Raw genomic sequence first — 12715 nt, 5'->3', positions numbered from 1 at the left:
TCCAGTCGTCAACCCTTTGGAAATGCGGATTAATGTCTGAAAGTTTTGCCCAGCTTTTTGAAGAAAGCCTCCAGAATACCGTCATGCAGGCGGGGTCCATCGTCTACGGCAAGGTTGTTGCCATCAATGACGATTACGTCACAGTCGACGTCGGTCTGAAGTCGGAAGGGATCATCCCGACCGAACAGTTCCGCGACGACAACGGTGAGGTCAACCTCGACGTCGGCCAAGAGGTCGAAGTGGCCCTCGATGCCGTCGACGATGCCTTCGGCGAGACCCGTCTGTCGCGCGAAAAGGCCCTGCGGGCCCGTGCCTGGACGAAGCTGGAGAAATCTTTCGACAACGAGGAAATCGTTACCGGCCGCATTTCCGGGAAGGTCAAGGGCGGTTTCACCGTCGAACTCGGCGATGTCCGCGCATTCCTGCCGGGCTCGCTGGTCGACGTGCGCCCGATTCGGGATACCACGTATCTCGAAGGCAAGGACATCGAGTTCAAGATCATCAAGCTCGACCAGCGCCGCAACAACGTGGTCGTTTCCCGTCGTGCCGTGGTCGAGGAAGAGTACAGCGCCGAGCGCGAGGCTCTGCTCGAGCAGTTGCAGGAAGGCATGGTCCTGCGCGGTATCGTCAAGAACCTCACCGATTACGGCGCGTTCCTGGATCTGGGCGGCATCGATGGCCTGCTGCACATCACCGACATGGCGTGGAAGCGCGTCAAGCATCCGTCCGAGATGGTCAACATCGGTGACGAGATCGACGTCAAGGTGCTCAAGTTCGACCGCGAGCGCAACCGCGTTTCGCTGGGCCTCAAGCAGCTGGGCGAGGATCCGTGGAGCGACATTTCCCGTCGTTACCCGACCAGCACCCGCCTGTTCGGCAAGGTCACCAACATCACCGATTACGGCTGCTTCGTCGAGATCGAGGATGGCGTCGAAGGTCTGGTACACGTCTCCGAGATGGATTGGACCAACAAGAACGTCAACCCGGGCAAGCTGGTCAACGTCGGCGACGAGGTCGAGGTGATGATCCTCGACATCGACGAGGACCGCCGCCGGATCTCGCTGGGCATGAAGCAGTGCCAGCCGAACCCGTGGGATGCCTTCGCCGCATCGCACACCAAGGGCGACAAGGTTGCCGGCCAGATCAAGTCGATCACCGACTTCGGCATCTTCATCGGCCTGGACGGCGGTATCGATGGTCTGGTTCACCTCTCCGATCTGTCCTGGAGCGAGGCGGGCGAAGAAGCCGTGCGCCAGTTCAAGAAGGGCGAGGAACTCGAGGCCGTTGTCATTGCGATCGACCCGGAGCGCGAGCGCATTTCGCTGGGCCTCAAGCAGCTCGAGGACGATCCGTTGTCCGACTGGGCGGCCGACAACCCGAAGGGCACCATCGTCAAAGGCACGCTGCGTGAAGTCGACGCCCGCGGCGCCGTGGTCGAACTGGCCGAAGGCATCGAAGGCTATATCCGCGCCTCCGACATTGCCCGCGAGCGCATCGACGACGCCCGCACCGTCCTGAAGGAAGGTGAGGAAGTCGAGGCCAAGTTCATGGGTATCGATCGCAAGAACCGCATGATCAGCCTGTCGATCCGCGCCAAGGATCACGCCGAGGAAACCGAGGCGATGGATGAGCTGAGCAAGGCGCCGAGCACCTCGTCGCCGACCCTGGGTGACCTGCTCAAGGAACAGCTCGGCCGCTCCGAGTAACTCGGAACCGTCGTGTCCGAAAGACGCCATCCTTTGTGATGGCGTTTTTTATGGTTGTCCCCGCCCGATTTTCGGGTCGAACCACGGCCCACAGGCGAGCGGGGAGCCGCGAATTTCCTTAAGATCCCCTACGACTTTCCGGGGGTCTGCCGAACATTAGCTGTGCGCCCCTCGGGGGCGGCAACGGGAGATTGATCGATGACCAAGTCGGAGCTGATCGAACGGCTGGCCGATCGCCAGCAGTACCTGCCCATGCGCGATATCGAGACCTCGGTACGCCTGATGCTCGACGAGATGATGGACGCGTTGAGTAGCGGTGACCGGATCGAGATCCGCGGTTTTGGCAGCTTCTCGCTCAACTATCGCCGCCCACGCCTGGGCCGCAATCCCAAGACCGGCGAGACCGTCTCGTTGGGGGCGAAGTACGTGCCGCACTTCAAGCCGGGCAAGGAATTGCGTGAGCGTGTCAACGCGGCCGTGAAGCAGGAGGACTGAGCGTGGCTCGGCAACGGGCCCAGCCACGTATCTACGTCGCGCTGGATGCCGCGAATGAGGGAAGGGTGCGGGAATTGCTTGCCGCGCTCGATCCGTCGCTCTGCGGGATCAAGATCGGCAAGGAGGCCTTCACGGCACTCGGCCCGAGGGCCGTCGAATGGGCGCGGGAGCGCGGTTTTCCGGTCTTCCTTGACCTGAAGTTTCACGACATCCCCAACACGGTGGCCCAGGCTTGCCGGGCGGCGGCCGACTTGGACGTCGCCTTGGTGAACGTCCATGCCAGCGGCGGCCGGCGGATGCTCGAGGCCGCCCGTGAGGCGATCGGGGCGTCCGAGGATGCGCCGGCCCTGATTGCCGTGACGGTGCTGACCTCGATGGAGGATGCCGATCTCGCCGAGATCGGGGTGGCCGACGGGGCGGAGGCTCAGGTTGGGCGGCTTGCCCGACTGACCGCCGAGACCGGTCTCGACGGGGTGGTGTGCTCGGCTCGCGAGGCGGCGTCCATGCGAGTGCTGTTCCCGGCTGAGACGGGATTGGTGGTGACGCCTGGGGTGCGTCCAGCAGGTAGTGCCCGCGACGACCAGCGGCGCGTTGTCACGCCCGCTGACGCGTTGGCAAACGGGGCGACCAGCCTCGTGATCGGTCGGCCGATCACGGCCGCGGCAGACCCGGGCAAGGCGCTGGAGGCGATTGTCGCTGCGCTTTAACCCGCGAGCCGCGCGTGTTGCGCGAAAAACCCAAACGCCCGTGTCGCCCGTCGAGACGGGCGTTTTTCATGATGACTTGTTTGTCATCGCCATTCGCGGCAAAGACGGGGTTGACTGTCGTTCGGTCAGGAGAACCTTGCGGGTGGCCACCCAGATCATCAGGTCGTGGAAGGCGCGAATGTTCTCCACGTAGTTGACGGTCTCGTCGCCGTTGGCGTAGCCATACCGCATGTCTCGATAGATCGCCGGATCCGAGAGCTGAGGCAGGCGTTCGCGTACATCTGCCCATTGAGCGGGGTCACCGCCTTGTCGGCTTGTCAGTTCGAGGGCATCGCGGAGATGGCCAATGCCGACGTTGTAGGCGGCCAGCGCCAGGTAGGTGCGGTCGGGCTCTGTCGCCTCCTCGGGGACGAGCTCACGCAGCTGGGCGATGTATTTCGCCCCGCTCATGATACTGGCGGTGGGGTCGGTGGGATCGCTCAGGCCAAGATCCCGTGCCGTGGGCAGGACGATCTGCATCAGCCCGTAGGCGCCCTGGTGGGAAACGGCGTCGGGTTGCCATTTGGATTCCTGGTAGCCCACCGAGGCGAGTAGTCGCCAATCGATTTCGTAGCGCTCGCCCGCCTGCCGGAAGGTGGCGAGGTAGGGAAGGGCGTGCGTTTCCAGATCCTGCAGGAACCGTCTTGAGAGTGACTCGTCGAGCCGTTCGAACTGGGCGTAGTGACGATCGACCAGCATCTTGAGCTGCTGGTCGCTGCGGATTTCGGCGAAGAAATGGCGCGCCACCCGGAGCAGTGACTCGTCAGCCTGGCGTGAGAACACCCAGGCCAAGGCCACCGGCGGGCCGACGATTGGGCCCATCGCGACCTCGTCGGAGAGCTTGTGCGCCAGCAGGGCGATATGCGACAAGACCAACGCGTAGTCGATGTCGCCGTGACGGATGCCCTCCAGGATCGCGAGCTTGTCCTGTGCCTCAACCACGTTGAGATCGAGGCTGTCGTCCTGAGCGATGACCCGCTTGAGCCAGAACCGACTTGCCGATCCGCTCGGCAGGGCGATGGTGGCGCCGTCGATGGCGTCAAGGCCGGTGGGAGTCGGCTGGTCAGTGGCATGAATGAGCTTGCGGCTGACCGTGAGGTAGGGTGGCCCGAAGCGAAAGCGCGGCATGCGTGCCGTATCGATGGCCAGCCCGGCTGCGGCGAGATCGACCCGGTTTTGGGCCACCGCCTCGTAGGCGGCCTCGATGCTCGGAACCACCACGTATTCCACGTCGACGCCGATGCGCTCGGCGAATCGGCCTGTCAGGTCGTATTCGAGCCCCTGGGGGCGGTAGCTGTCGGGGATGTAGAGAGTCGGCTCGATCAGGGTGGCGACCCGAAGGACACCGCGATCCTGCACCTGATCGAGTTGCGGGCTGCGCTTGAAGCTCTCGGCAACATCGATGGCGGCCAGTCGTACTGGGCGATCGGCCGGCGTCCAGGTCTGGATCCACCAGGCCAGCGGTGCGACAAAGAGGGCACCCACGCCGAGCAGCGGGATCAGCCATCGACCGATCCCGCGTGGCCGCGTGGCCATCGTCAAAACGTGAAGCCCACGTGGATGGCAACCACACCGAAGCTGAGGTTGTGCACGTCGACGTGATCGAAGCCATTGTCGAGCATCATTCGCTCGAGCGTCTCCTGATCGGGGTGCATGCGAATCGACTCGGCCAGGTAGCGATAGCTGTCGGCGTCATTGGCCAGCAGCTTGCCCATCATCGGCAGGGCGGAGAAGGAGTAGGCGTCGTAGGCGCGCTCGACCAGTGGATTGGTCGGTTTGGAGAACTCGAGGATCACCACGCGTCCGCCGGGCTTGACCACGCGCGCCATCTCGCCGAGCGCGCGGGCCTTGTCGGTGACGTTGCGCAGGCCAAACCCGATGGTCACGCAGTCGAAGCGGTTGCTTTCGAACGGCAGATCTTCGGCGTTGGCGAGGCTGTACTCGACGTTGTTGAAAATGCCCTGCTCGTCGAGCTTTTCGCGCCCGATGGCGAGCATGCTGGCGTTGATATCGGACAGCACGACCAGTCCCGTGTCACCGACGATGCGCGCCATGCGCGCCGCGAGATCACCGGTGCCAGAGGCCAAATCCAGTGCCTGGCCACCGCGCTTGAGGCCGGTGTATTCCAGTGCCGCGCGCTTCCACAGCCTATGGATGCCCAACGACATCGCATCGTTCATCAGGTCATAACGACCCGCCACGGAGTCGAAGACCGAACCCACCAGCCGGGACTTCTCCTCGCGCGGGACTTCCCGGTAGCCAAAGTGCGTCTTCTCGGTCATGGTCGGTTCTCTCGTCAGGGATGCGGGGGTGACCGCTAGTCGCGCGTCGATGACCCCGATGAATCGTCGGTCTTGGTTGCCTTGCTACCTGCCGATAATACATCGTAAGGGGCCGCCGGTTCGGCGCCCTCGGGGTCGCGCTCGACGCCCGCGGAAGACAGGCGTTCGAGATAGTAGCTCCAGTGCTCGTCGCGCCGGTCGCCCAGCTCGCGCAGCAGCCCCCAGTCGTACAGGCCGCTGTCGTGCCCGTCGTCGAACACGAGTTTGACCGCATAGCGACCCACCGGTTGCACGTCGAGGATCTTCACCCGCTCCTTGCCCAGTACCAGCATCATCTCGCCCCCGCCGTGGCCGCGCACCTCGGCCGAGGGGCTGAAGACGCGCAGGTACTCGGCGGCGAGATCGAAGGCTGCCCCGTCCGGGAAGACGAGGCTCAGCGAGCGGCGATCCTTGGCCAGGCGAATCTGCCGCGGGGCGGGTGGGTTGGTTGCCATGCGATACCTCGGGTGTTCCCTTACAGGATGTAGCGGCTCAGGTCTTCGTCGCGGGCCAGTTCGCCCAGGCGTTCCTCGACGAAGTCGGCGTCGAGCGAGAGCGTCTTGTTCTCGCCGCTCGCCTCGAAACTCAACTCCTCCAACAGATGCTCCATGACCGTGTGCAGACGCCGGGCGCCGATATTCTCGGTGCGATGGTTCACCTCGTAGGCAATTTCGGCGATGCGTCGGATGGCATCGTCGCTGAATTCGATGGTCAACCCGTCGGCGGCGAGCAGGGCGGTGTGCTGGCGTGTGAGTGCCGCGTCCGGCTCGGTGAGGATGCGGACGAAGTCGTCGCTGGAGAGTGCCTCGAGCTCGACCCGGATCGGCAGGCGGCCCTGCAACTCGGGGATCAGGTCCGAGGGGCTGGAGACGTGGAAGGCCCCCGAGGCGATGAACAGGATGTGATCGGTGCGCACCATGCCCACCTTGGTGTTGACGGTCGAGCCCTCGATCAGCGGCAGCATGTCGCGCTGGACGCCCTCGCGGGAGACCTCGCCGCCGCCCTGTTCGGCGCGCTTGGCGACCTTGTCGATCTCGTCGATGAACACGATGCCGTTCTGCTCGACACGGTCGGCGGCCTCGGCGCGGATCTCTTCCTCGTTGACCAGATTCGCGGCCTCCTCGTCGGTCAGCGCGGAAAGGGCTTCAGCGACGGTCATGCGCCGGGTCTGGGTCTTGTCCTGGCCCATGTTCTGGAACACCGAGCGCAACTGGCTGGCCATCTCCTCCATGCCCGGCGGGGTCATCACGTCGATGCCGGCCGGGGCCTGACGCAACTCGATTTCTACCTCGCGGTCGTCCATCTCGCCCCGACGGATCTTGTCGCGAAACTTCGTGCGGGTATTGCGATAGGCCTCCTCGCCGTGGCTGTCGTCGTTCTGCCACGGATCGCGCGGGGCGGGCAGCAGGGCGTCGAGCACACGGTCTTCGGCGGCCACCTTGGCGCGATCCCTCACCTCGACCATGGCCTCCTGGCGCACCATCTTCAGGGCGTACTCGGCCAGGTCGCGGATCATCGATTCGACATCGCGACCGACGTAGCCGACCTCGGTGAACTTGGTCGCCTCGATCTTGAGGAACGGCGCGTTGGCGAGCTTGGCCAGCCGGCGGGCGATCTCGGTCTTGCCCACGCCGGTCGGGCCGATCATCAGGATGTTCTTGGGCGTGATCTCGCTCTTGAGCGGCTCGTCGACCTGCTGGCGACGCCAGCGATTGCGCAAGGCGATGGCGACCGCCTTCTTGGCGGCATGCTGGCCGACGATGTGCTTGTCGAGTTCCGAGACAATCTGTGCGGGAGTCAGGTTCATCAGTCGAGTTCTTCGATGGTGAGCTTGTGATTGGTATAGATGCAGATATCGCCGGCGATGTGCAGCGCGGTTTCCACCGTTTCCCGGGCGGAAAGGTCCGAGTGGCGCATCAGCGCGGTGGCAGCCGATTGGGCATAGGCACCGCCGGAGCCGATCGCAATCAACGCATCTTCCGGTTCGATCACGTCGCCGTTGCCACTGATGGTGAGCATGGCGTTGCGATCGGCGACCACCAGCATCGCCTCCAGCTTGCGCATCATGCGGTCGGTGCGCCAGTCCTTGGCCAGCTCCACGGCCGAACGCAGCAGGTTGCCGCTGTATTTCTCCAGCTTGGCCTCGAAACGTTCGAACAGCGTGAAGGCATCGGCGGTCGCGCCGGCAAACCCGGCAATCACCTTACCGTCGTAGAGCGTGCGCACCTTGCGCGCGTTGCCCTTGACCACGGTGTGGCCGAGCGTGACTTGGCCATCGCCGCCGATGACGGTCTGGCCGTTCTTGCGCAGACAGAGGATGGTGGTGCCGTAGAGGGTGTCTTCGTGGTGAGCCATGGAAAACGGTCGGTTCCGGTTGATGGGTGGGCCGATGGGTCGATCTGAACGAAAGACAGTGTAGGCGATGGGGGGCTTTTCAACCCGGCTCGTCGCTGCTCTGGGTATCGTTCTTGGGCGTTCCCTTGCCGTGGCGCATGGCGCGGGGATGGGCGCGCTCGTAGACGCCCATCAGGTGCTGGAAATCGAGGTGGGTGTAGATCTGGGTGGTCGAGAGACTTTCGTGTCCCAGCATCTCTTGAACGGCGCGCAGGTCGCCCGAGGATTCGAGTACGTGCGTGGCGAAGGCGTGACGCAACTGGTGAGGGTGCAATGGCGCCTCGAGCCCGGCCTGACGAGAGGCGTGGTTGAGGCGCAGTTGCACGGAGCGGGCCGACAGCCGTCGGCCGCGGTTGTTGATGAACACGGCCGTGGTGCCGGTCCGATCCCATTCGCGGCGGGCGGCCAGCCAGTCCTGCATCGCGGCACGGGCCTGGCGGCCCACCGGCACGATGCGGGTCTTGTCGCGTTTGCCGGTGACCCGCGCCTGCCCGGAGGCCAGATCAAGATCGGTCAGGTCGAGGCCCACCACTTCCGCCAGTCGCAGGCCACTGCCGTAGAGCCACTCGAACAGGCAGCGATCCCGCAAGGCGCGGATTTCGGTGGTGCGTTGTTGCGCCGGGGTTTTCCGTGTTTTCTCTGAGGCGTCGGCCGACGCGCTCGGGCCGTCGAGCAGGCGGGTCAGCGTCTCGACATCCGGGGCGTTGGGTAACCGCTTCGGGGCTTTTGGCGCCTTGAGCAACAGCGGGTCGGCCGGGCAATCGAGGCCAAGGCGTTGCCAGAAGCCCAGCAGGCGCTTGACCGCGCTGACGTGGCGGGCGATCGAGCGGGGTGATTGGCCGGCGCGGGCTAGCTCGGCGAGAAAACGACGCAGCGATCGATCGTCGATCGCGGCGCTCGATTCGATGCCGAGGGTGTTGAGGTGGTCGGCCAGCCGCGACCACGAGGCCTGATAGGCCTTGCGGGTGAGCGGGTTGAGCCGATGATCGGCGTCCAGTGCCTCGGTCGCCCGGTCGAAGGCTGTTGTCAGCGGGGCGGCGGGCATGATCGATCAGTGGCTGTCGCTGTCACTCGCGGCCTGCTCGAGAAACGCCCCGGCGAGTTCGCCGATCTGTTCGAGAAAGTGCGTGCCCTGGGCGGGATTGAAGCCATCCGGCAGGCGGCGGCCCAACGCGACGATGTGGCGGGTGGGGCCAGACCCGCGAGCCGGCACGGCGATCAGGGCCACCGAGCCGGTCTGCGGCAGTGCATCACCGAACAAGGTCTGACGCACCGTGTCGTGGGGGCGGCCGCAGAAGGGGGTGGGGTTGTCCAGCCAGCCGGCGAGAAGCCGTCGGGTCTCCTTGTCGAGATCGGCCACCGGCACGACCCGACAGGTGTCGACCTCGAAGTCGGCCTGAATCTGCTTTTCGAGCGCGGCCGGAGAGCGATCCGTGGCGGTCAGCAGCCCTTCGCAAAAGCGGTGCAGCAGGCGGTCGGCGTCGGCGTTGTCGGCGGCGACCTGGTGGAGCTGGTCCAGGGCGTGGCGGTGCCGGAGGGCCTGGCCGCGCCAGCGGCGCAATTGCCAGTGATGCAGGGAGACGATCGGCTGAGGTGGGCCGGGCAGGTCGATGTGATCGAGGATTTCCGGGTGCTCGAGGAACAGGTCCGGATGGGCGCGCAGATAGTTAAGCACCGTCTCCGTGCTCGGTGTTTGCTGATCGCCGACCTCGGCGTCCGTATCGGCAAGTTCGAAGGCCACGTTCTCGCTCATGCGTAATCCCTTGATAGTTATTGGCAGCTTGCGCCTCTGCGGGCGCTGATAGCGTTCACCTTACCCCCGCATGCCAGACTCGGCAATGCGGTCGTCATTGCAGTCAATCAGCCGGGTTGATCGGGATTTCGCCGTCGAAGACGAAGGTTGCCGGGCCGGTCATGAACAGGGAGTCGCCCTCGCGGCCGGACCACTCGATCGACAACGCGCCACCGCGCAGATCGACCCGGCAGGGCGAGTGCAGTCGCCCGGCCTGAATGCCGGCGGCGACGGCCGCGCAGGCCCCGGTGCCGCAGGCCAGGGTCTCGCCTGCCCCCCGCTCGAACACCCGCAGGTCGATGTGGTCGGGGCGATGCTGCTGGACAAAGCCGACATTCACCCGTCGCGGGAAGGCCGGGTGCGACTCGAGCGCTGTGCCCACGGCCTCCACCGGGAAGCGCTCGAGATCCTCGACCTGAACCACCGCATGCGGGTTGCCCATCGAGACGGCCTCCAGCGTGACCCGGTCGAGCCCGCCGGGGTGCCCGCTGAGCATCAGGGTGTAGGGCGGCTGGCTCGCCGTGATTGGCGGCTTGAACGGAATGGCCTCGGGGGCGAAGCGGGGTCTGCCCATGTCGACCCGAACGCGCTCGTCGTCGGTCAGATGCAACACGATCGGCCCACCGGCGGTCTCGACGCGGATCTCGCGCCGGTCGGTCAGTCCGCGTTCGGCAACGAAGCGCGCGAAGCAGCGTGCGCCATTGCCGCACTGTTCGACCTCGCCGCCATCGGCGTTGAAGATCCGGTAGCGGAAATCGGCTTTCGTGCCGCTCGGCGCCTCGATCAGCAACAACTGGTCGAAGCCGATGCCGAAGTGGCGGTCGGCCCAGCCCTGGATGCGCGTCGGGGTCAGCCAGTCGGCGATCGGCAGGGGGCGGCTGACGGCATCGACCACCATGAAGTCGTTGCCCAGTCCGTGCATCTTGGTGAATGCCAGCCGTTCGGCCATGGAATGCCTCGTCGTGATGGGGTGCGTGATGCCAGCAATTCTATCATCCGACTCTATTGCCAGCGGCGGGAACCCCGGTTGGTTCGGGTGTTCAGCGAATCTTCGAGCACAAAAAACCCGCCACGGCCGTGGCGGGTTGTCGGGTCGATCCGAGTGTCGTCCGCGCGGGACGATCAGCTGTCGGTCGTCGGCCCGCTCTTGCCGTTGCCCAGCTCACGTATTCGATCACTGTGGAGGTCATCGTCATGCTCTTCCATCTTCCACGGCAGGATGGCCGGGGAGGTGTGCAGGAAGTGCATGTATTTCTCGAACTGGTCGAGGATGTCGCTGATGACCGTCTCCCGGTCGTAGCCGTAGATGTTGTAGGAGCGGCCACCGCGGCGCATATAGACCTCTGCGCGGTAGTAGTGGCTGTCACCGTCGAGCGAGCGATCCTGCTCCGGGAAAGCGAAGCCCGGCTTGGCGTAACCGCGCAGGCGCACCTCGTAGATGAATTCCATCTCGCCCGGCTTGGTGACGTTCAGGTGAGCGCGGCAGCGTTCCTCGTCGAAATGGGATTCGACTGGCCAACCCTGATCGCTCAACTCGTCGCGCACCTGATCCATCGCCTCGGCGACATCGGTTTTGATGAACGCGGCGACGGGCTCGCGCTTCGGGAAGCTCATCATGTTGGTTACCCGCTTGCGCCAGTTATCGACGCCGCCGAGGCTGCCGTGACGGCCGGCATTCATGTGGTGCTGCAGGCTCACTTCGCGATGCCCCTCGATCTGCAACGCGCGCCACATGCCCACCGCGGCGATCAGCATGATGATCGCGAACGGCAGTGCCGCGGTGATCGAGGCCGTCTGCAAGGCCCCGAGACCCCCGGCAAGCAACAGCACCGAGGCGACCACGCCCTCGAGTACGGCCCAGAAGACCCGCTGGAGTGCCGGGGTCTGCATGGCACCGCCGGAGGCCAGCGAGTCGATCACCAGCGAGCCGGAGTCCGAGGAGGTCACGAAGAAGGTGATGATGAGCACGATCGTCAGGAAGGAGATGATCGGCGTGAGCGGCAGCAACTCGAACAGCTTGAACAGGGCGATGGCCTTGTCCGTCTGCACCTGCCCGATCAGGGCGTCGGCCCCTTCGTGCATGATGGCGTTGAGCGCGGTGTCACCGAAGACGGTAAACCAGAAGAAAGTGAAGATTGTCGGCACGAACATCACGCCCAGCACGAATTGCCGGATGGTGCGCCCGCGGCTGATCTTCGCGATGAATAGCCCGACGAACGGTGCCCAGGCGATGGTCCAGCCGAAGATGAACAGGGTCCAGTTGCCGATCCAGTCGTTGGACTCATAGGCTTGCAGGCTGAAGGTGCGTTCGACGATGTTCGAGAGATAGAAGCCGGTGTTCTCGACGAAGGCCTCGAGCAGGAAGATGGTCGGGCCCATCAGGAAGACGAACAGCACCAGCGCAATCGCCATGATCATGTTCAGCTGCGAGAGGCGCTTGATCCCCTTGTCCATGCCCGCGACCACCGAGACGGTCGCTGCGGCCGTGATCAACGCGATCGCAATGATCTGCACCGTGGTGTTGACCGGGATTTGCGGCCAGAGGTAATTCAGGCCCGCGTTGATCTGCGAGACGGACAGACCCAGCGTGGTGGCGATGCCGAACATCGTGCCGAGGATGGCGAACACGTCCACCGTGTGGCCGATCGGGCCGTGAATGCGCTCACCGATCAGCGGGTAGAGCGCCGAGCGCATCGACAGGGGTAGCCCGTGGCGAAAGGCGAAGTAGGCCAGCACGAGGCCCACCAGGCCGTAGATCGCCCAGATGTGAAAGCCCCAGTGGAAGAACGAGATCTGCAACGCCTGCTTGGCCGCCTCGATGGTCTCGGGCGAGCCATCCGGGGGGCTGGCAAAGTGGAGCACCGGCTCGGCCACGCCGAAGAACAGCAGCGCGATGCCATAGCCGGCCGAGAACAGCATGGCGAACCAGGAGGGGAAGCTGTATTCCGGCTCGGAGTGGTCCGGGCCGAGCTTGATATGCCCCCAGGGTGAGACGGCCACGGCGATGAAGAAGACGAGGAAGATCGCCACGGCCAGCATGTAAAACCAGCCGAAATCGTTGGTGATCCAGTCGAGGACCTGGGCGAAGACGTCACCGGCGCGATCGGGATCGATGACGGTGCCGATCACCAGCAGCGCGATGACGGCCACGGCGGGCAAAAAGACCGGCATCAAGAGCACGGTGTGCTTGCCGACAGTGGGGGTGCTGCTCATGGGGGCTCCCTGCGTTCTCGTGCGTTTTTGTAGGCGGTGTCGCGCAAT

At 64.6% G+C, this 12715-nt stretch carries 12 protein-coding genes; 3 read left to right on the top strand and 9 right to left on the bottom strand.

Annotated elements, in window-relative coordinates; translation table 11 throughout:
* Positions 1-32: 32 nt before the first annotated feature.
* The 3 genes from rpsA (at position 33) to pyrF (ending at position 2908) form a co-directional block, all read left to right on the top strand.
* Positions 33-1706: a 30S ribosomal protein S1 gene (gene rpsA, locus ABGV18_RS08845; RefSeq protein WP_396585705.1), complete on the top strand. Its 1674-nt coding sequence runs from the start codon at positions 33-35 to the stop codon at positions 1704-1706.
* A 198-nt stretch (positions 1707-1904) separates the two neighbouring features.
* On the top strand, positions 1905-2201 hold the full coding sequence (locus tag ABGV18_RS08840) for an integration host factor subunit beta (RefSeq protein WP_396585704.1): 297 nt from the start codon (positions 1905-1907) through the stop codon (positions 2199-2201).
* Positions 2202-2203: 2 nt separating this feature from the next.
* Positions 2204-2908 (top strand): orotidine-5'-phosphate decarboxylase, encoded by a 705-nt coding sequence (pyrF, locus tag ABGV18_RS08835; RefSeq protein ID WP_396585703.1) that lies wholly within the window; start codon positions 2204-2206, stop codon positions 2906-2908.
* Positions 2909-2974: 66 nt separating this feature from the next.
* On the opposite strand, the gene mltF is transcribed toward pyrF, so the two are convergent.
* The 9 genes from mltF to ABGV18_RS08790 form a co-directional block, all read right to left on the bottom strand.
* A complete protein-coding gene (mltF, locus tag ABGV18_RS08830) occupies positions 2975-4483 on the bottom strand; it encodes a membrane-bound lytic murein transglycosylase MltF (RefSeq protein ID WP_396585702.1) in 1509 nt (502 codons plus the stop codon).
* A gap of 2 nt (positions 4484-4485) precedes the next feature.
* Positions 4486-5229: a bifunctional demethylmenaquinone methyltransferase/2-methoxy-6-polyprenyl-1,4-benzoquinol methylase UbiE gene (ubiE, locus tag ABGV18_RS08825; RefSeq protein ID WP_396585701.1), complete on the bottom strand. Its 744-nt coding sequence runs from the start codon at positions 5227-5229 to the stop codon at positions 4486-4488.
* A gap of 35 nt (positions 5230-5264) precedes the next feature.
* Positions 5265-5723: a gamma-butyrobetaine hydroxylase-like domain-containing protein gene (locus ABGV18_RS08820; RefSeq protein WP_396585700.1), complete on the bottom strand. Its 459-nt coding sequence runs from the start codon at positions 5721-5723 to the stop codon at positions 5265-5267.
* 20 nt (positions 5724-5743) lie between these two features.
* Positions 5744-7078, bottom strand: coding sequence for an ATP-dependent protease ATPase subunit HslU (gene hslU, locus ABGV18_RS08815; protein ID WP_396585732.1), 1335 nt, complete (start codon positions 7076-7078; stop codon positions 5744-5746).
* Positions 7075-7623 carry an ATP-dependent protease subunit HslV gene (gene hslV / locus ABGV18_RS08810; RefSeq protein WP_396585699.1) on the bottom strand — a complete coding sequence of 183 codons (549 nt, stop codon included), beginning with the start codon at positions 7621-7623 and terminating at the stop codon, positions 7075-7077. The genes hslU and hslV overlap by 4 nt, the downstream gene beginning before the upstream one ends.
* Before the next feature lie 79 nt (positions 7624-7702).
* Positions 7703-8707 carry a tyrosine-type recombinase/integrase gene (locus tag ABGV18_RS08805; protein ID WP_396585698.1) on the bottom strand — a complete coding sequence of 335 codons (1005 nt, stop codon included), beginning with the start codon at positions 8705-8707 and terminating at the stop codon, positions 7703-7705.
* Positions 8708-8713: 6 nt separating this feature from the next.
* Positions 8714-9415: a DUF484 family protein gene (locus tag ABGV18_RS08800; RefSeq protein WP_396585697.1), complete on the bottom strand. Its 702-nt coding sequence runs from the start codon at positions 9413-9415 to the stop codon at positions 8714-8716.
* 103 nt (positions 9416-9518) lie between these two features.
* Positions 9519-10403 (bottom strand): diaminopimelate epimerase, encoded by an 885-nt coding sequence (gene dapF / locus ABGV18_RS08795; RefSeq protein WP_396585696.1) that lies wholly within the window; start codon positions 10401-10403, stop codon positions 9519-9521.
* 173 nt (positions 10404-10576) lie between these two features.
* The gene (locus ABGV18_RS08790; RefSeq protein WP_396581423.1) at positions 10577-12667 is read right to left on the bottom strand and encodes a BCCT family transporter; all 2091 of its coding nucleotides are present in this window, start codon (positions 12665-12667) and stop codon (positions 10577-10579) included.
* Positions 12668-12715: the final 48 nt, after the last annotated feature.

The organism is Guyparkeria halopsychrophila, from assembly GCF_044582135.1.
Lineage (GTDB): Bacteria > Pseudomonadota > Gammaproteobacteria > Halothiobacillales > Halothiobacillaceae > Guyparkeria.
This window is presented reverse-complemented; position numbering and strand designations above follow the sequence as displayed.